Annotated in this window: 16 protein-coding genes and 1 other RNA gene; 3 read left to right on the top strand and 14 right to left on the bottom strand. The window is 35.0% G+C overall.

Features of this window, described 5'->3' with window-relative positions; translation table 11 throughout:
* Positions 1 to 109: 109 nt before the first annotated feature.
* Both rnr and rlmB read left to right on the top strand, forming a co-directional pair.
* Complete coding sequence (rnr, locus tag ACKJXD_RS01530; protein WP_430875327.1) at positions 110 to 2,539, top strand: ribonuclease R; 2,430 nt, start codon at positions 110 to 112, stop codon at positions 2,537 to 2,539.
* Entirely contained in the window at positions 2,540 to 3,292 is a 753-nt protein-coding gene (gene rlmB, locus ACKJXD_RS01525; RefSeq protein WP_430875326.1) for a 23S rRNA (guanosine(2251)-2'-O)-methyltransferase RlmB, read from the top strand.
* A gap of 278 nt (positions 3,293 to 3,570) precedes the next feature.
* Here rlmB and ACKJXD_RS01520 read toward each other — a convergent pair whose 3' ends face one another.
* From ACKJXD_RS01520 to ACKJXD_RS01455, 14 genes are all read right to left on the bottom strand, one after another.
* Entirely contained in the window at positions 3,571 to 5,031 is a 1,461-nt protein-coding gene (locus ACKJXD_RS01520; RefSeq protein WP_430875325.1) for a catalase, read from the bottom strand.
* 293 nt (positions 5,032 to 5,324) lie between these two features.
* Entirely contained in the window at positions 5,325 to 5,870 is a 546-nt protein-coding gene (locus ACKJXD_RS01515) for a 5-formyltetrahydrofolate cyclo-ligase (protein ID WP_220215464.1), read from the bottom strand.
* Between the two features lie 25 nt (positions 5,871 to 5,895).
* A non-coding RNA gene (ssrS, locus tag ACKJXD_RS01510) (6S RNA) lies at positions 5,896 to 6,076 on the bottom strand.
* Positions 6,077 to 6,132: 56 nt separating this feature from the next.
* Positions 6,133 to 6,426 (bottom strand): cell division protein ZapA, encoded by a 294-nt coding sequence (gene zapA / locus ACKJXD_RS01505; protein WP_430875324.1) that lies wholly within the window; start codon positions 6,424 to 6,426, stop codon positions 6,133 to 6,135.
* A gap of 10 nt (positions 6,427 to 6,436) precedes the next feature.
* Positions 6,437 to 8,296: a 1-deoxy-D-xylulose-5-phosphate synthase gene (dxs, locus tag ACKJXD_RS01500; RefSeq protein WP_370632174.1), complete on the bottom strand. Its 1,860-nt coding sequence runs from the start codon at positions 8,294 to 8,296 to the stop codon at positions 6,437 to 6,439.
* Positions 8,297 to 8,311: 15 nt separating this feature from the next.
* Positions 8,312 to 9,184, bottom strand: a complete 873-nt coding sequence (ispA, locus tag ACKJXD_RS01495; RefSeq protein WP_430875394.1) for a (2E,6E)-farnesyl diphosphate synthase — start codon at positions 9,182 to 9,184, stop codon at positions 8,312 to 8,314.
* Positions 9,174 to 9,419 (bottom strand): exodeoxyribonuclease VII small subunit, encoded by a 246-nt coding sequence (xseB, locus tag ACKJXD_RS01490; protein WP_220215460.1) that lies wholly within the window; start codon positions 9,417 to 9,419, stop codon positions 9,174 to 9,176. Before xseB ends, ispA begins: the two co-directional genes overlap by 11 nt.
* 128 nt (positions 9,420 to 9,547) lie before the next feature.
* Complete coding sequence (gene rmuC / locus ACKJXD_RS01485) at positions 9,548 to 10,906, bottom strand: DNA recombination protein RmuC (RefSeq protein ID WP_430875323.1); 1,359 nt, start codon at positions 10,904 to 10,906, stop codon at positions 9,548 to 9,550.
* A gap of 2 nt (positions 10,907 to 10,908) precedes the next feature.
* Complete coding sequence (epmA, locus tag ACKJXD_RS01480) at positions 10,909 to 11,883, bottom strand: elongation factor P--(R)-beta-lysine ligase (RefSeq protein ID WP_430875322.1); 975 nt, start codon at positions 11,881 to 11,883, stop codon at positions 10,909 to 10,911.
* A gap of 61 nt (positions 11,884 to 11,944) precedes the next feature.
* A complete protein-coding gene (gene mdoH, locus ACKJXD_RS01475; RefSeq protein WP_220215457.1) occupies positions 11,945 to 14,305 on the bottom strand; it encodes a glucans biosynthesis glucosyltransferase MdoH in 2,361 nt (786 codons plus the stop codon).
* Positions 14,306 to 14,315: 10 nt separating this feature from the next.
* The gene (locus ACKJXD_RS01470) at positions 14,316 to 15,878 is read right to left on the bottom strand and encodes a glucan biosynthesis protein G (protein ID WP_220215456.1); all 1,563 of its coding nucleotides are present in this window, start codon (positions 15,876 to 15,878) and stop codon (positions 14,316 to 14,318) included.
* Positions 15,879 to 15,890: 12 nt separating this feature from the next.
* Complete coding sequence (locus ACKJXD_RS01465) at positions 15,891 to 16,562, bottom strand: hypothetical protein (RefSeq protein WP_430875321.1); 672 nt, start codon at positions 16,560 to 16,562, stop codon at positions 15,891 to 15,893.
* A 148-nt stretch (positions 16,563 to 16,710) separates the two neighbouring features.
* On the bottom strand, positions 16,711 to 16,947 hold the full coding sequence (locus ACKJXD_RS01460) for a YecH family metal-binding protein (RefSeq protein WP_220215454.1): 237 nt from the start codon (positions 16,945 to 16,947) through the stop codon (positions 16,711 to 16,713).
* A gap of 190 nt (positions 16,948 to 17,137) precedes the next feature.
* A complete protein-coding gene (locus ACKJXD_RS01455) occupies positions 17,138 to 19,081 on the bottom strand; it encodes an exoribonuclease II (protein WP_430875320.1) in 1,944 nt (647 codons plus the stop codon).
* A 139-nt stretch (positions 19,082 to 19,220) separates the two neighbouring features.
* Between ACKJXD_RS01455 and ACKJXD_RS01450 the strand changes: the two genes are divergently transcribed.
* Positions 19,221 to 19,973, top strand: a complete 753-nt coding sequence (locus ACKJXD_RS01450; protein ID WP_430875319.1) for an alpha/beta fold hydrolase — start codon at positions 19,221 to 19,223, stop codon at positions 19,971 to 19,973.
* Positions 19,974 to 19,984 lie beyond the last annotated feature (11 nt).

The following is a 19,984-nucleotide window of genomic DNA, read 5'->3' as shown; positions in this document are numbered from 1 at the left end:
AGCTATGTAAATTATATCGATAAAGATTAGTAGTAAAAAGGAATGTTTATTTTAAGTTACATAACTCTATGTTATGCTACCGATTAAATATGATCTCTGGATATTCCTTATGATAAACGATCCATTTTATGAACGAGAAGCGCAGAAATATGATTCTCCGATAGCCAGTCGTGAGTTAATTTTAGATTACCTTACCAAAGAGGCGAAACCTGCTAGCTTAGAAAAAATTGCTCAAGCCGTTTCTATCAAAAATGAAGAACAAAAAGAAGCATTACATCGTCGCTTGCGTGCAATGGAACGCGATGGTCAAGTTGTGTTCACACGCCGTAAATGTTATGCACTTCCTGAAAAGTTAGATATGGTTAAGGGGAAGGTGATTGCACATCGTGATGGTTTTGGCTTTTTACGTGTTGAAGGAAAACCTGAAGATTATTTTTTATCGCCAGAACAGATGAAAAAAGTCTTACAAGGTGATGTGATTTTAGCCCAACCACTGAGTAACCAATATCGCGGAAAAACAGAAGCACGTGTTGTGCGTATTTTAGAGCCTCGCAGTAATTTAATTGTTGGTCGCTACTTTATTGAACAAGGCGTTGGATTTGTGGTGCCTGATGATAGTCGCTTAAATTTCGATATTTTAATCACTGGTAAACCGAAACGTACTGTACGCATGGGAGCGGTCGTCGTTGTTGAGTTACAACAACGCCCTGAACGTCGCCAAAAAGCGGTCGGTATCATTAAAGAAGTCCTTGGCGAAATCATGGGCACAAACTTAGCCATTGATATTGCACTTCGTAATCATGAAATCCCATATGAATTTCCTAAAGCTGTTGAAAAAGAGGTGAGTAAATTCGGTGATGAAGTGCCTGAAAAAGCTAAAAAAGGACGTAAAGATCTACGGGATCTACCTTTAGTCACCATTGATGGTGAAGATGCACGTGATTTTGATGATGCCGTGTATTGCCAAAAAAATCGTGGTGGAGGTTATAGATTATGGGTGGCAATAGCTGATGTTAGCTATTACGTCAGACCCGATAAAGCACTTGATAAAGAAGCTTGCTTACGTGGTACATCAGTCTATTTTCCTTCTCGTGTCGTGCCGATGTTGCCAGAAGCGTTATCAAATGGTCTTTGTTCGCTTAATCCACAGGTAGATAGACTATGTTTAGTTTGTGAGATGACCATATCAAACAAAGGTCGTTTGACCGGTTATCAATTTTACGACGCTGTGATGAACTCACATGCAAGATTGACTTACACCAAAGTTGCAAAAATTTTAGATGGTGATGAAGAACTCCGTCAACATTACCATGATTTAGTGCCACATTTAGAAAACTTATATGGTTTATACAAAGTATTGGATAAGTCGAGAATTGCTCGTGGAGCGATTGGTTTTGAATCGGAAGAACCGAAATTTATTTTTAATGCTGATAAACGGATCGAAAGTATTGAGTTAGCGCAACGTAATGATGCACATAAGATTATTGAAGAGTGTATGATTTTAGCTAATGTTGCAGCGGCAAAATTGGTGATTGAGGCCGATGTACCTGCTTTGTTTCGTGTTCATGATCGTCCAGATGAAGAGCGAATGAATAACTTACGTAGCATCTTACAAGAACTAGGATTATCGTTAGGTGGCGGTGTTAACCCAAAATCAAAAGATATTGCCGAATTGATGCTTGCGATTGAAGATCGTATTGATAGTGATATGTTACAGACAGTTATTTTACGATCGATGAAACAAGCGATTTATGATCCAGAAAATCGGGGTCATTTTGGGCTTGCACTTGAAGAGTATGGTCATTTTACCTCGCCAATTCGACGTTATCCGGATTTACTGTTACATCGAACCATTAAGTGGATATTAGCCAATGAACAGCATAAAACCAGTAAGACAGGAGGGCATCGTTATACCGTTAACGAAATGCTCTATTTTGGCGAACATTGTTCACTGACTGAGCGTCGAGCCGATGAGGCTGTGCGTGATGTGGTTGATTGGCTCAAGTGTGATTATATGCAAGATCATGTGGGTGAAGTCTTTAATGGTACCATATCAAGTGTTGTGAACTTCGGGTTTTTTGTCAGATTAGATGATCTGTTTATAGACGGTCTGGTACATGTTTCATCGCTTGAAAATGATTATTATATTTATGACGCTTCACGAAATCGTTTAATTGGTGAAAATACCCATTACAGTTACCGTTTAGGTGATAAAGTTAGCGTTAAAGTAGAAAATGTTAATCCTGAAGAAAGAAAAATTGATTTTGCCTTGGTCAGTAGTAATAATAAGCCTAAACGGCAAGGCAAAACCGCAAAAACTAAGGCTAAACAGCTAAATGATAAAAATGATAAGGATGTTACGCCGACTAAAAAGCGTAAAAATAAAAAATCGGTAGTGAGTGGCAGCGTTAAAAAAAAGGTCAAAGCGACAAATAAAAATAAAGGAAAGCGTAAGAAGGTAGATAAAAATGCGACTAAAATCGCCTCGACATCAACAAGTAAAACGGCTAAAAGTAAGAAAGTAAAGAGTAAAAAATAGATGAGTGAAACAGTTTACGGTATTCATGCTATCGAAGCACTATTAACACGTGCTCCTGAAAGAATTATTGAGGTTTACATTGCTAAAGGGCGAGAAGATAAACGTCTTAATAGTCTTGTGCATGAAATAGAGCAACTTGGTTTAATCGTTAAAATAACCCACCGCCAGTGGTTAGATGACAAATCTAAAAATGGTGTACATCAAGGTATTTTAGCTATAGTAAAACCTTGTCGTGGTTATCAGGAAAATGATATTCCATTATTGATGGAACAGCAACCCAATCCCGTTATTTTGATTTTAGATGGCGTGACAGATCCGCATAATCTTGGTGCCTGCATCAGAACAGCAGACGCAGCAGGGGTTAATTTTATTATAGTCCCGAAAGATCGTTCGGCTCCGCTTAATTCGACGGCACAAAAAGTAGCTTGTGGAGCCGCTGAAAGTATCCCTGTTGTTCGGGTTACCAATTTAGCGCGTACCATGCGAATGTTACAAGATGAGTATCACGTGTGGATTGTGGGCACGGCTGGAGAAGCAGAACGTACACTTTATCAAACTGACTTTTACAAATCATCAACGAGTATTCCATTGGCTTTGGTTATGGGCGCAGAAGGGGAAGGAATGCGACGATTAACCAAAGAACATTGTGATGAATTGGTCAGTATTCCAATGGCGGGAATTGTGTCTTCGCTTAATGTCTCGGTAGCAACGGGCGTTTGCTTATTTGAGATAGTCAGACAAAAAAATAAATAATTAAGTAGGATAAAAAGCTTGGTTTAGTTAAAGCAATAACCAAGCTGTAAATTAAACAATATTCTATTCTTTTCTCAAGCAATTCTTCCAAATAGCCATCAAAACCGTGTTAAATTTATCTTTAAAAATTCAACAATAGAGTTAAGTCCTGTTCGCCAGCCAAAATAAGAATAAATGCATATAAATAGCATGTCTATTTAACTTGACGCCAGATCTATTACAACCATTAATTAAATCGTGCCGATTAAGCAAAGTCGGCACATTGGTTATGAGGTGGACTAACTTTTAATAAGATCGATTTCAATTCCTAACCCATTGGCAACCCCTGAACCATAATCAGGGTGGACTTTATAAAAATGCTTAAGCTGCCTAATTTGGATATCACGATCAACATTTTTCATTGAACCGACAATATTATCAATCAGTAGCTGTTTTTGATCGGGATTCATCAAATTGAATAATGCGCGTGGTTGTGAATAATAATCATCGTCAACACGATGATCATGCCTATCCATTGTACCCGCAGGCACATGCATCGGTGGCTCAGCATATTGTGGTTGTTGTTTTGGTGCGCTGTCAACACTATTTGGCTCGTAATTAGGCGCATTATCTGGTGTATAAAAGCGCATTGCTCCGTCACGTTGATAATTGTGTACCGTACATTTCGGTGCATTGATCGGTAATTGTTGGTAGTTTGTGCCTATACGATAACGATGTGCATCGGCATACGCAAAAATTCGCCCTTGTAACATCTTATCTGGCGATAACCCCGTTCCAGGCACGACATTACTTGGTTCAAATGCGGCTTGTTCAACTTCAGCAAAATAGTTTTCTGGATTACGATTAAGTTCCATTACGCCCACTTCAATTAATGGATACTGTTTTTGTGACCACACTTTTGTGACATCAAAAGGGTTTTCGGGATGATGATTGGCTTGTTCTTCAGTCATTACTTGCATGTAAAGGCGCCATTTAGGATAGTCACCGCGTTCAATCGCATTAAATAAGTCTTCTTGGGCTGAATCTGGATTACTCCCATCTAATTCGGCTGCTTTTTTAGGATGGATATTTTTAATGCCTTGTTCAGTTCTAAAATGCCATTTAACCCACGTCCGAACATTATCTTTATTAATAATACTGTAAGTATGACTACCAAAACCATGCATATGCCTGAAACCGTCAGGAATACCACGGTCAGAGAAGAGGATGGTGACTTGGTGGAGTGATTCTGGTGATAAAGACCAAAAATCCCACATCATTTGTGGATCTTTTAAGTTGGTTTTGGGATCACGTTTTTGGGTATGAATAAAATCTGGAAATTTGAGGGCATCACGTATAAAAAATACTGGTGTATTATTACCTACAATATCCCAGTTACCTTGATCGGTATAAAATTTTACGGAAAATCCTCTTGGATCACGAGCAGTATCGGATGAACCACGTTCCCCACCAACAGTAGAAAATCGGGCAAATACGGGAGTTTGTTTCCCCACTTTGGCAAAAATACTGGCATATGTATATTGAGTTATATCATTAGTCACGGTAAACGTACCGTGCGCACCTGAACCCTTGGCATGTACACGTCTTTCAGGAATGTTTTCACGATTAAATTGTGCAAGTTTCTCAATAAGCTGATAGTCATCAATTAACACAGGGCCACGAGGACCAGCGGTACGGGAATTTTGATTATCGGCTATTGGTGCTCCATTGTTGGTGGTTAAGGCTTTTTTTTCTGACATTGCAGCACTCCTTTTTATTATATAAAAAAAAGTCTTAAAGGAATAAAATTCCACCATGAGTTAGAATGTTTATTCTTTAAGACTTAAATATGAAACAATAATACATAACAAAAAAAGAACTAAAAGGATGAATAACATACTGTAAAAAAAGATTGTAATTTACAAATATTACTTTTGAATTGCCATTGTTTGAAAAACAATGTTAAGAAATGAAGCAAGGACAAGTATACCGCTTATTAATATTAAATGATACAAATTTTAACCATTTTTCCAAATTAAATTGTAAATGCGATTTAGGCATAAATAATTTCGGGTAATTGTATATCCCATGGCTGATTTTGAAGCCGCTGAACTTTTTGGCAGGCAAAACCTAAACCAATAGGTAAAATTTGGTCTGCTTTATAATTAGCTAGCAAGCGATCATAAAATCCTCCCCCCATTCCCAGACGATAACCTCGATTATCGAATGCAACTAAAGGGGTGAAAACAATATCCAATTTTTGATAGGGAATGACATCTAATACATTTAAAACAGGTTCAAGTATACCGTACTTATTTTTGATTAATTGACTGTTAGGAGTGTATTGAATAAAAAGTAAATGAGTGGACACAAAAGGATGGATAATCGGTAAATAGACAGATTTATTTTGTTGCCACAAGTATTCAATAATAGGTTTTGTTTCGATTTCGCCATCAAAAGATAAAAATATGGCTATATTACTTGCTTGATGAATCGCAGAATGATTAGCTATTTTTTGATAGACTAATTGCTGTGCCATTGCACGTTCATGATGAGATAATTGGCGCCTCTTTTGACGAATAATCTGACGGATATTCATGACGTTATCACTTATAAGAAAGAATAACACTCCAAGATGTCGTTAGGGTCGTAACCCTTGAACCCAAGGCTCAAGGTGAACAACGCGTTTTAATTTTTAGGTTTCCTTATATAAAGGCATACACACCAATTAAAAGTCACGTCATTCTAAAATAAAGAATATCGGCTCAGGGGACTAACCCTTAATCGCGAACATCCCAGAGATGAATAACATAATACAAAATTTAAAAAATCACACAACTGTATTTTTATTAAATTTACAATTAAAATGATTCACTGTTCGTTGTTAAAGCTGAATCAAGCAATTGTTGTAATAATTTTAATCGACCACTAAATTGATCACTTTTTTCTTTTTCTTTTGTGAGTTCATAAGAAATATTTAGTGCCGCAGTCATGATCAATTGATCACTACCAACTTGAGGTGATTTTTCACGTAATTTTGTTAAACGTGATTCAAGATCTTTTGCGGCATTATTTAGTGCGTCAACTTCATCAATTGGACAATTAAATTTTAATGTTCGTCCAAAAATTTGAATAGTGACAGCTTGAGTTTCCATATTTTACCTATTAATTTATAAATTTATTGATTTTATCGATAATATGTTCACAGTTTAATCCCATTTCAGCACGAATTTCACTTTGTGATCCTTGCGGAATAAATCTGTCAGGTAATCCAATATTTAAAATATCACATTTTATTTTTTTCGATAACAAAAATTCACCGACGCCACTTCCCGCACCGCCTTTGATACTATTTTCTTCTATAGTCACTAGTATATTATGTGTTTGGCTGATCTGCAAAAGTACTTTCTCATCTAATGGTTTTACAAAACGCATATCTATAACTGTAGCATTAATTTGATCTGCTGCTTGTAAAACTTCGGGGAGTAATGTGCCAAAATTAAGTAAAGCTATCTTTTCACCTTCTCGACATAGCTTAGATTGTCCAAGCGGTATTGTTTTTAATGGTTCTAAATTCACACCCGTTCCTTCACCTCTAGGATATCGTACAGCTACTGGTCCATGATGAAGGTAACCCGTATAGAGCATTTGTCGGCATTCATTCTCATCACTCGGCGTCATAATAACAAAATTGGGTACACATCTTAAAAAGCTTAAATCAAAGGCTCCTTGATGGGTTTCGCCATCTGCACCAACGATGCCGGCCCGATCAATAGCCAATAGAACTGGTAGATTTTGTATTGCAATATCATGAATAACCTGATCATAAGCACGTTGTAAAAAAGTAGAATAGATTGCCACAATCGGTTTAAAGTCACTAATAGCAAAACCTGCCGCTAACGTTACCGCATGTTGTTCTGCAATAGCTACATCATAAAATTGATTCGGATAGCGTTTAGCAAATTCTGTCATGCCAGAACCTTCACTCATTGCCGGTGTAATAGCTATCAATCGTTTGTCTTTTTCCGCCATTTCACACAGCCATTCACCAAAAACTTGTGAATAGGTGGGGGCTATTTTTTTATCTAAAGGAAATGTTCCATCAATGGGATCAAACTTTGGTACACCATGCCAGAGTGTAGGATTCTTTTCAGCAGGCTCATAGCCTTTACCTTTTTGTGTAATGACATGCAATAATTGCGGTCCTTTTAATTGCCTAACTCTTTGTAACGTTGCGACTAAATTTTCGACATCATGTCCGTCAATGGGACCAATGTAATTAAAACCTAGTTCTTCAAATAAAATGGCAGGGGTGACTAAACCTTTTAAATGTTCTTCAGTTTTTTTGAATAGTTCCTTTAAAGGCGGAATATTGGAAAGCACTCGTTTACCACTTTCTCGAAAAGATGCGTAAGCTTTACTTGATAAAATTTGTGTCAAATGCTGATTTAATGCTCCGGTATTTTCAGAAATGGACATATCATTATCATTTACAATCACTAACATATCGGGTTTGATATGACCAGCATGATTCATTGCTTCAAATGCCATACCTGCTGTTAATGCACCATCTCCAATAATGGCAGCAACTTTTTGACCTGATTGTTTTGCTTGTTCACTAATAGCAATACCCAGAGCTGCACTGATTGATGTTGAGGAATGTCCAGTTGTTAATACATCGTATTCGCTTTCTTCTCGATATGGAAAAGAATGTATACCGTCTTTTTGGCGAATAGAGAGCATCTGATCACGACGACCCGTTAAGATTTTATGTGGATAAGCTTGGTGTCCGACATCCCAAATAATTTTATCAAATGGGGTTTGATAGACATAATGTAAAGCAGTAGTTAATTCAACTACGCCAAGCCCTGATGCTAAATGGCCACTAGATTGGCTAACACAAGTTAATAAAAATTGCCTAAGCTCTTGGCAAATTGCTGGCAATTGCGAAAGCGGATAACGTCTAAGATCGACTGGTGAATTAATCTGTCTTAAAAGAGGATAATTATCTAAATTCATTTTTATCATTTAGTTAGTATATTAACTATTACGATTAATAATAAAGCTAGCAAGATCTTGTAATGGCTTACTATTATAAGGTATTTGCTTAATACTATCGATAGCTTGTTGATAAAGTTGTTGAGTCATTTGTTGAGCCTTTTGTAAGCCAATTAATGCTGGAAAAGTGCTTTTTTCATGAGCAACATCCGAACCTTGTGGCTTACCCATGATCGCTTGTTCGCCGATGATATCTAAAATGTCATCTTGAATCTGAAAAGCAAGTCCAATCGCTTCGGCATAATGATCTAAATGTTCATAATAAGGTTTAGCACCGTTACCACTAGCATAAGCTCCTAGGCGAATTGCGCATTTAATTAATGCGCCAGTTTTATAACAATGAATTTTTTGTAAATGTTCTAATGTGACCGATTGGTGTTCGGCTTGTAAGTCAAGGGATTGTCCTAAACACATACCATTTAAACCACTTGCTTGAGCAAGTTCTGCAATCATATTAATTTTAGATTGTGCATCAATCAATTGACTTTCAGCTAATAGTGTAAATGCTAGTGCTTGTAATGCATCACCCGCTAAGATTGCTTGAGCTTCATCAAATTTGATATGACAAGTTGGTTTACCTCTGCGTAAATCATCATTATCCATAGCAGGTAAGTCATCATGAATAAGCGAATAAGTATGTATTGATTCAATAGCCGCTGCTGGTTCATCAAGATTAGCAAGAGGGCATCCAAACATTTGACCTGTTAAATAAACTAAAATAGGGCGAATTCGTTTACCTCCAGCAAGCAAACTATAGTTCATAGCCTGTTGTAATTTGGATACAGGTTGTTTAGATAAATATGATACTAAAAAAGCATCGATCCGATCTTGTAAAGATTTTAAACTATTCATTATTCTCAACTAAAAAATCTGAAAGTTCAGCATCACTATTTTCAGATAGTAAAATTTGTATTCGTTGTTCTGCTTGTTTTAACTGTTTTTGACCTGCTCTGGCAAGTTTTACTCCTTTCTCAAACTCATTCAATGCTTCATCTAAGGGTAAATCGCCATTTTCTAATTGTGTAACGATGGTCTCAAGTTGTTTAAGCGTTTCTTCAAAACTGGGTTCTTTAATCGTTTTTTTAGGCATCAGGTATTCCTCTTTTTACTCAGTGAGTATACACGTTATTTTATTAATGGTGAATGACACTTTTTCTGTATATTCTGGTATTTAGCAATTTTTAACTTATAGCATTGTTAATCCTTGATTTAGGATGACTAATTTGAAATTTTATCATCTGTACGCTCTAACTCATCCATTGAGAGCAGTGCTAGGTCTGGATTGATCGGTTTTTTTACTTCAACTCCAAGTTCACGGAATTTTTCGATTTGTCCAATTACATTACCCCGACCTTTAGACAGTTTATTCATTGAACTTTGAAAGGTTTGTTGAGCTTTGTCTATACAGTTGCCTAGATTTTCCATATCTTCAACAAAACCACGGACTTTATCATAGAGTTTACTTGCTCTATCGGCGATCAACTCAGCGTTGCGGTTTTGATACTCAAATCGCCATAAATTATGAATAGTTCGCAATGCCACTAAAAGTGTGGTTGGACTGACTATCATAATATTATTTTTTAGTGCGTCATTGATTAATGACGGATCCTGATCTATAGCACATAAAAAAGCAGGTTCGACTGGAATAAACATTAAAATATAGTCTAAAGAATTAATCCCAATCAGTTTATGGTAGTCTTTTTGGCTAAGTTGTTTAAGATGATTACGGACAGCTATCAAGTGGTCTGACATAGCTTTAGCTTTGATGACGTCATCTTCACTATTAAAATAGCGTTCATAAGCAACAAGGGTGACTTTTGAATCAATCACAACATCACCACCTTGAGGTAAATGTACAATGACATCAGGCTGTAATCGTTGATTATCGTCATTGGTTAGATTTACTTGTGTTTCATATTCATAACCTAAACGTAATCCAGAATTATCCAAAATTTGGCTGAGGATAAATTCACCCCAATTTCCTTGAGTTTTATTATTTCCTTTTAAGGCATTGGTAAGATTAATCGCTTCTTTAGTCATAAGCTCATTGAGTTGCTGCAAATTACGAATTTCGTGTGTCAGTGTATGACGCTCTTTCGCTTCTTGACCAAAACTATCTTGGACTTGTTTTTTAAAGCTTTCTAGCTGGTCTTTAAGTGGTGACAATAAAAAATCTAAACTTTGTTTATTTTGTTGTTCAATTTTTTTGCCACTGTGCTCAAAAATACGGTTAGCAAGGTTTTCAAATTGCGTAGTGAGACGTTGCTCGCTTTGCTCAAGTATCGTTTGTCGTTCATGCGCTGAATTAAGTGTTTCTTCTAAGCGAGTTTTCAGCTCGCTAATTTTCATATTTTGGGCAACATGTTGTTGGCGATATTGATTCAACTCGTTTTCTAATTGCATCACTTGCTTGGCTAAAGTTTGTAATTCCTCTTTTTTTTGAGACAATTGAATTTCAAATAGTTGTTTCAAATTGGTATTTGTTAATTGGCATTTAAAAAGGATAATCAATAAAATCAATGATACCAAGCTAAATAAAATTGCTATCCAATCAGTTAGGCTTAATGCATTCAACATAATTAAGCCCTATCAAAAGTAAATGATACAACATCCGCTAGGCTCTGAGCATCAAGCGCTAGCATAATTAAACGATCTAACCCTATAGCGACTCCGGCACAATCAGGTAAACCAGCCTCCATCGCCGCTAATAATTCAATATCAATGTTTTGTTGTGGTAAGTTCAGTTTAATACGGTCTTGATTATTTTGTTCAAATCGTAGCTTTTGTTCTTGCGCATTTGTCAGTTCTTTAAATCCATTCGCTAGCTCAACGCCTTTATAATAAAACTCAAAGCGACTAGCAACACGATGATCTTCTTGGCTAATAACGGCTAGGGCAGCTTGTGAAGCGGGGAAATTAAATACAGCAATAGGTTTATCTTGCCCAATATGAGGTTCAACACCTAAAGTAAACAAGCACTGTAATAATGAATCTCGATCATAATCATCGGTCTTAATACCCATATCCAGCTGGTTTGCTGCATTAATTAAAGTTTGGTGATCTGCCTCAAGAGGATCAATATTCAAATGTCGTTGAAAGGCTTTTTGGTATGAGATCCTTTCTGCGGGTTCACAATCTAAGATAAATTGTAAAAGATCATCGACTTCGTTAATCATTTGCATCATATCAAATTGTATTCGATACCATTCAAGCATGGTAAATTCCGGGTTGTGAATTCGGCTCACTTCTTCATGATTACGAAAGGATTTACAGATTTGATAGATTGGACCACTGCCCGCCGCAAGTAAGCGTTTCATATGGTATTCGGGACTGGTGATCAGGGTCATTTTTTGCCCTTCAGATGGCTCAAATTCTCCAGGTTTGAAAAACATGCTATCAAATGAACTCAAATGTACATCAGTGACGGCATATTGACTTAAGGTTGGAGTTTCGACTTCTAAAATACAACGGTCAGCAAAGAATTGTCTTACTTGAGACACAATTTTTGCTCGTTTAAGAAGATTATTGATAGATGCAGAAGGTTGCCAAGTCATAAAAAATCCATGAAGTTTGGTTATTTACAAAAAAAGGAAAATAGGGCTTAAGCCCTATTTATTAATATTGACGTTCATTTTGCCATATTAGGAACAAATTGTCGTATCTTTCTTGTTGTTGCCATACATGGCAATGTAAAGCAGAAAGAATGAATGGGTCTTCTAAAATTGCTAGTTGTTGTTCTTTAGTAATTTTTTCAAGATCAGTATTTTCATAGTGTTTAATCAGTTCATCTCGCAGAAGCTGATTTTTATCATTCTTTAAATGACGAGAAGTCGATAATGCGCAAGCAAGTGCATTATAAACAGGATCAATTAATGCCATGATAAAACCGTGTTCAACAGACGCTGCTTCTGTTTTGACTAAATACTCTCCTGTTAGTTCTACAACTCTAGCTGGATGTGTTTCTTCTGGTGTTAAAAATAATCCGGCTTTTTTTGCTTTCATACCAATACTTGAAAGTCCGGAAATTCTAATTACTAACGGAGAAATTGTTAATGGTATTAAAATGGCTATATACCAATAGGTAAATTGAGGATTAAGCCAAATGATTACACCTAACCAAACAATTCCTAATAATGACAATGGCCAGCAAAAGTAGAATGATTCACCCCAAGTGAGAGAATCATCATTTCTTGAAGGTGATTTCCATTGAATTTTGCTACCTAACCAAGCTTTAACTACAAATTTACTGTGAAATATCATACGAATTGGCGCTAAAATCATTGACCAAATCATTTCTATAATGATAGACAACGTTAATTTAAAAATACCACCAACATCCTTAGCTCTTGTTCTGACAAGAATAATGCCGTAGCTAAAGAATTTTGGTGCAAATAATAATATTAATGTCGTCGATAATAGTCTTATTGCTAACTGTTCATCCCATTTAGGCCAAGTGGGATAAAATTGATTAGATTGATAAAAATATTGGGGTTCAGAGAAATTAAACACCAATAAAAGTAGGGTAGAAAAGATTAAAAATACTAACCATAATAGAGATGAAATGTAAGCCATACCACTGGTGGCAAACATGACTCGATGGGTTAGTGTAATTCCACTTTTGAAGATTAATCTTAAGTTGATTAAGTTCCCCATACACCAACGGTTATCTCGTTTTAGATCTTCGATCATATTGCCAGGAAGCTCTTCAAAACTTCCATGTAAATTATAAGCTATCCAAACGCCATAACCTGCTCGTCGCATTAATGAAGCTTCAACGAGATCATGTGACAATATATGAAGTGGACCTTTACGTTTTTGTAGTGGGGATAAAATACAGTGTTCAATAAAAGGTTTTAAACGAATCATTGCATTATGTCCCCAATATTGGGCTTCATTTAATTGCCAAAAGTGGGTTCCTGAACAGAATATGTCGCTATAAATTTGATTGGCGAATTGTTGAATTCGTCCATATAGGGTTTTCATTCTGACTGACTTTGGTGGTGATTGTAAAATACCTGCGTTTGGCGTCATCTCCATCATGGCGATCATTTTTAAAATACAATCACCGGTCATAATGCTGTCTGCATCGAGAATCATCATATACTCATATAAATGTCCCCAACGACGACAAAAATCATCAATATTACCACTTTTACGTTTTACACGGCGTTTGCGATGACGATAAAAAATATTACAACCATTATCTTCTTTTTGGGCATTAAAATCAGTCCATGCTTTAAGCTCATTAATATAAAGATCCGGATCGTTGGTATCACTTAGAATATAAAAATCACAATGTTTAGCGTGACCCGTTTCAACTAATGATTGATAAGTCGCCTCTAATCCAGCAAATACACGTGCAACATCTTCATTACAAATTGGCATAACAAGTGCTGTTCGATGAGTGTTGTCAATATGAGACGCAGGATCGCTAGGGATTGGGATCGTATAACGATCTTTTCCTATGATAGCTAAAATTAGTCCCATTATACTGGTCCAAAAACCAATAGAAATCCACAAAAACAGTATGGCAAATAACGCAATAATAAATCCTTGGATGATATAGGGAATTACGCTATAAATTGCTAATTCAGGGTTTAATTCCCAATTAGCCATAAAGTTGATTTTTTGCCAACTTTGATAAGGTAATAGTGAAGATAGATAGCTTGTGCCTACATAGGTTTGAATGACAATAAGAAAAAACATGACCAAGCGGCGGAAAAGAGCAATTAAACTTGTTTTAGGTTTTAATTTTGCTTTATAAGGTTTATTCCAAAGCTGAGGTTGAACCGGAACACGTTCAAGTTTAGGGTAAGTAGGGAGTTGCTGCCTATCATCAATGAACGTTTCAGTATCACTGATTTTGTTTAAGCGATATTTTAAAAATGCGGCATCATTAGATGGCATTTCACTGTTTTTTGCTATCTGACACCAATTCTCGGTGTCAGAAGTATTAGAAAAGTAATTTTTTTTCATTTGATTATCTTTATTGTGCAGGATATTGACCGCTCCAAGTTTCAGATAAAATCTCGTTGGTTTTTTCAGAAGCTAATTGAATACGAATGTCAGTTGGTTTTTTACTATCTTCAACATTAAATCGTACAATTACACGCCAACCTTTGGTGAAAGAGTTGTATTGTGATTCAGTACTGACGATTGAACCATTGTTAATACTTGAAATTACTTTAACCGGATCTTGATTGGACAATTGTGGCCCTGCAAAGTCAATGACATAAGCATTAGAACCATCAAGTTTACGAATCAAATTAGCTTGTTTAATGTCACCTAAGGATAAACGAGTGCTAATTGCTCTGGCTATATTACTTGGATAACGTTGAAGTTCATTGAGAGAATAATGTAAGCGATATTTTATATCAAGAATATCACCTGCGTCATAGTGCTTTTTAGGTACCCAGAAAGTGACAATGTTATCATTGGTTTCATCAGCGGTAGGAATTTCAACGAGTTCAACTCGACCTTTTTGCCAATCCCCTAAAATTTCAACCCAAACACTAGGACGTTTTTCATAGTGATCATCAAGATCTTGGAAATCATCAAAGCCTTTGTCTCGCTGAATTAAACCAAAAGATTTCGGGCTTTCTAGGCTATAAGAAGAAAAAGATAGTCGTTTAGGATTATTTAATGGTCGCCATATCCATTCATTATTGTTGGCTAAAATAGATAATCCATTTGAATCATGCATAGCTGGACGATAGTTTAATATTGGTGAAGGCTGATTTGGTCCATACAAAAACATACTGGTTAAAGGTGCTACACCAAGTTTTTTAACAGATGATCGAAAAAAAACTTTAGCTTCCACTGTCACAGTTGTATCTACACTTGGTATTAACGTGATTTTATATGCTCCAGTTACACTAGGTGAGTCGAGTAATGCATAAATGACTAAATGCTTTTGGTTTGGTTCTGGTCTTTCAAGCCAAAACTCTTTAAAACGAGGAAATTCTTCACCGGTAATTTCTCCTGTGTCGAGCGCAAGCCCTCTTGCAGACAAACCATATATTTGGTTCTTACCTACGGCTCTGAAATAACTACCTCCAAGTGCGGTAAATATTTCATCATCAGTTTTAGTCGGTGAGTTGATTGGATAATGAACTTTGAATCCGGCAAAACCAAGATGTTTGGTATCAAGTTTATCTAAATGAAGTTGGCTAAGATCGAAATAACTAGGATCATACTTAATTTCTTCGACTTGATTGTTCACAATTTCATTTATTTTAACTGGTGTATCAAAATACATACCTTCATGATAGAACTCAAGTTTAAAGCGTGTTTTTTGATTTCCCCAATAGGCCTTCTGATGATTAAAAGCAATTTTTTGATAATCGGCAAATTGAAGTGATGATAACTCTTTTGGTAAATTTTTCGATGGTTGTTCGTAAGCTTTATGTGATAAATCTTCAGCTTTTTTTATCACGTCATCGAATGAAAATGCCCACGAAGAAAAACTAATCAACGAGGCAGTAAGAATACCCAATATTTTGCAGGTAAAAATCTTACTAGATTGATTTAAAGGCAATAAATTGTTCATATAACGCTCACATTAGTTTTGTCTAAAAATGTTGAGATAATTAATAATATTATTTTTAGGATCAGTTAAGCATTTTTCAACATAATCGCTCTTCATTTCAAAAAGAATAGTTGGGTTTTGCTCAATCAAAAAGTGTGAATAATTATCTTTATTGATTTTGCCATACAAATGGGTTAAATCTGCTTCAGACATTTTAAAAAGTGGTTGATAATAACTGGAAATTTTAGCCGTATCTTGTGTATAAATTGCTGACATAAAATCGGCACTAAGCTGACAATAATTTTTAATATTGCTATCAGTAGCTTTTATTTTATTAAGTTCAATTTCACGTTCAACTTGGTTTTGTTCTGTTATTTTCTTTAATTGTAAATCATATTTCAGTTTATAATATTCATTGAGATAAAAATTTAATACGCAAAATGATTGATTTTCATTATTTTTACAGTTTAGAATGCCATTTTTAATAATATAATTGTCGAAATTTTTGTTTCCTATAAGTTGGGCTAATTGGTTTTTGGCATTAACAACAAAAGTATTATTTTTCTCTGACTGTTTTTTTAAAAGATTTAGTTCTTCTGTTTTACTAATTTGTTTATCACTTTGAAGCGATGGAAAAAAGTTTAAGGCGCAACTTGAAACAAGAATAGAAACAATGGCGCATGTCAAAATATTACTTATTTTCATATATAAAATTCCATGATTATATTCTTGAGTTGTAATTTATGGGCAGGTTAACTAATGTTAGCGCAAAAATTATATACTCATATTTTTTTAAACACACGATAATTTTTTTGTAAAAAAGTGAAATGAAATTTCGCACAATTTTAAAGAATTAATGATGACAGATTTTTTCTCTATTTACTGTAAATTCTCTATTTGTTATAGGTAAAAATTTTCCTTTAGTTTTTAAAAAAGAAATCAGCTGTTTCGCATCCATATCAGTCTTTGAGCAGGTATGAAATTTTGCATCTTTGCCAAATCGTTGTTCAATAGCTTCCAGTAAAGATGATTCTGTGTAATTATTTCCTTCCATCATGTGTAGAACTTCGTGCCCATGAATTGATAACATAACTTCCTCTTAATACAATTTATCACTCTTTTTGATAGTAATTCCAAAAAGATAACAGATCTTATATAGAAAAAAAAGAGTTAAATCGTTAAATTATCGTCAATATACGATGTCAAATTTCTAAAAAACAGCAGTTTTAAGTAAAAACAAGTTGTGTAGCAATTTTGACATCATATTTATTACTTATTGATTATTCGTTGTTTGTTATCTTTGCAATAATTGATTGATTTTCGGTCTTGATTTGATAAATTGACACAGATATATTATCAGCGAGTTGATAACGTATTGTATCGTTAATTTTGATAAGTCCTTCTTCTGGTAGCGATATAATCTCTTCTTTAACAGGATGTAACATCGACAAAGGTAGAAAAGCAAAAGCACCGATGTCGGTAAGTCTAACGCGTGCACCGCCCCGATTTATATCGACAATTTCAGCATTAAATGTTTCTCCTACTTTATTTGATAAGTATTGAGCATAAAGATTTTCAGCCATATCACGTTCAGCAAATCTTAACATTTTTCGCCTTTCATTCATGTTTTTAAGTTGTTCTTTATCAGGTGAAATCAATTCTTCATTACGCAGATAAGCTTTAATTAAACGATGATTAACAATATCTCCATATTTACGGATTGGTGATGTCCAAGTTGCATAAGCATTGAATCCCATACCAAAATGAGGCTGTGCTTCAATCGAAAAATCAGCGGGGGTTTGATATTTACGTAATCGAGTTGTTAAAAAAGGATTATTATCAATTAATCGTCGAAGTGTTTTATATCCTTCAAAGCTGGTTAGGTATTCTTTATTGAAATCTGCAATACCATGGTCAGCGAGTGTTTTTACAATCTGATCGATATATTTGGTATCAAATCCGGTATGAATATTAAAGATACCAAATCCAATTTTATCTTGTAATAACATGGTTAATGCTTGATTTGCAATAACCATTGCTTCTTCAACAATTTGATTTGCAATACGGCGTGGCTCTTTGATTATACCTTTTACTTGCCGATTTTCATCAAGTTGAAAACGATAGTCGCTTATATCTTTAAAAACAAGCGCATTCTTTTGTCGCCAATTAAAGCGAATATTAGCTAGATCGGCTAATAGCTTAAGTTGTCCTGATAAAGATGGCACATCCGATGATAATTTTTCATTATTTTCTAAAAAGTCCGAAACATTGTGATAAGAAAGTTTTGCTTTAGATTCAATCCAAGCAGTAGTAAAGGAAATATTGTCCTGCAAGATATTTCCAGATTGATCCAGTTTTATCTGACATACTAAGGCTGGGCGTTTCATATTTGCTTTTAAAGAGCATAAATCATCAGCTAACTCTTTAGGTAACATTGGTATATTAAAATCTGGCAAATAAGTCGTAAAACTTCTCTCTTTTGCAATTTTATCGGTGGTACTGTCTTGTGATATAAATGCAGTGGGATCGGCAATGGCTACTTTTAAATCATAATTACCGTTTTCATCTTGAGATATAGCAATGGCATCATCCATATCTTGAGTATCTTGACTATCTATAGTAAAAAAGCAGACATCTGTTAAATCTTGACGATTTTCAAGCTCTTTTGCGTTGATTGATAAATTGTCTGCTGTGGGTGCTACTCTTTCTAAATTATAACGAGCTAGAGTCTTGAACCATAATTTAAAAATAGAATCATCTTCAATAATAAAATCGGTGACATGAGCAAAAAAGTTCTTTTGACGACCTTCTTTTAAAGGATGTGTAGTAAGCGTTGCAACCACCCAGTCGTTTTCCTTTAATTTTTGTTGGATATGATTACTTATTTTGCAGGGTATAGCGAAATTGCTCGGCATATTTTCAGGATAAATAACCATTGAACGTTCTTGGAATCCAATTCGACCAATAAATTTTTCTAAAGCACTTTCAATCAATATTTCAGGCTCAAAAGATTCTTTGTCATTATTTTTGACAACGATTCCTGAAACTTTGTCGCCATGACAAACAGTTTTCATTTTAGCCATTGGTATAAAATAACTAGTTTTAACATCAACATCCAGAAAACCGAATCCTTTTTCGTGTGCTCGAATAGTACCTTCAATTCGAGGTGTTTGTTGATGAAGTTCTTGTTTTAATTGTGCGAGTAGTGGGTTATTTTGAAACATATGACTTAATATATAATGAAAAAAATAGTATTAAATTCTAACATACTTATATCTTTTGTTGTTACTGAATTAATTACTAATTGCTAGCCATGTTTAGCATGGAATTTTTTATAAAAAAATTAATTAACTGAGAGAAATAATGAAATTAAACTATAAAATCCAAGGTAATGGGCAACCCATTTTATTTTTGCACGGTATGTTTGGCAGTTTGGATAATTTAAATATGCTTGCTAAAGAGTTCGTTTTAAATTTTCAAACGGTTCAAGTTGATCTGCGTAATCATGGGCTTTCACCATGGTCAAATGAGATGAATTATGAGGTTATGGCAGAAGATGTGGCGACACTATGTCAGCATTTACAATTAAAAAATTTGATTGTTGTTGGCCATTCAATGGGAGGGAAAGTTGCTATGCAATTAATGCAAATAATCCCGGATGTTATCGAAAAAGTTGTGGTTATTGATATTGCACCAGTTAAATATGTTAAGTCCCCCAATCTCAATGTAATCGAAGCGTTAAAACAATGTGATTTGCAACAGGTGACTGATAAAAAACACATTATGGATATTATGAAACAACAAGGCATTGATTTAGCCACGAGCTATTTTTTATTAAAATCATTCAAAGACGGACACTGGTTATTTAATTCTAGAATTATCGTTAAACAATATTCCGATCTATGTGATTGGCATAACAATGGTGAACCTTGTAAAAAACCCATACTTTTTATACGAGGCGAAAATTCAACATACATAACAGATGAATATGTGAATACCATTATGGCACAATTTCCTAATGCAAAAATAGTCACTGTTGCAGGGGCTGGTCATAATGTTCATGCTGAGAAAACAGAACAAGTTTTAGAAATTTTGCATGATTTTATAATGAATTAACTGAGTGCGAT

This window comes from Gilliamella sp. G0441 (genome assembly GCF_050589305.1).
GTDB lineage: Bacteria > Pseudomonadota > Gammaproteobacteria > Enterobacterales > Orbaceae > Gilliamella.
The sequence above is the reverse complement of the archived record's forward strand: the minus strand, read 5'-3'. Positions and strand labels throughout refer to the sequence as shown.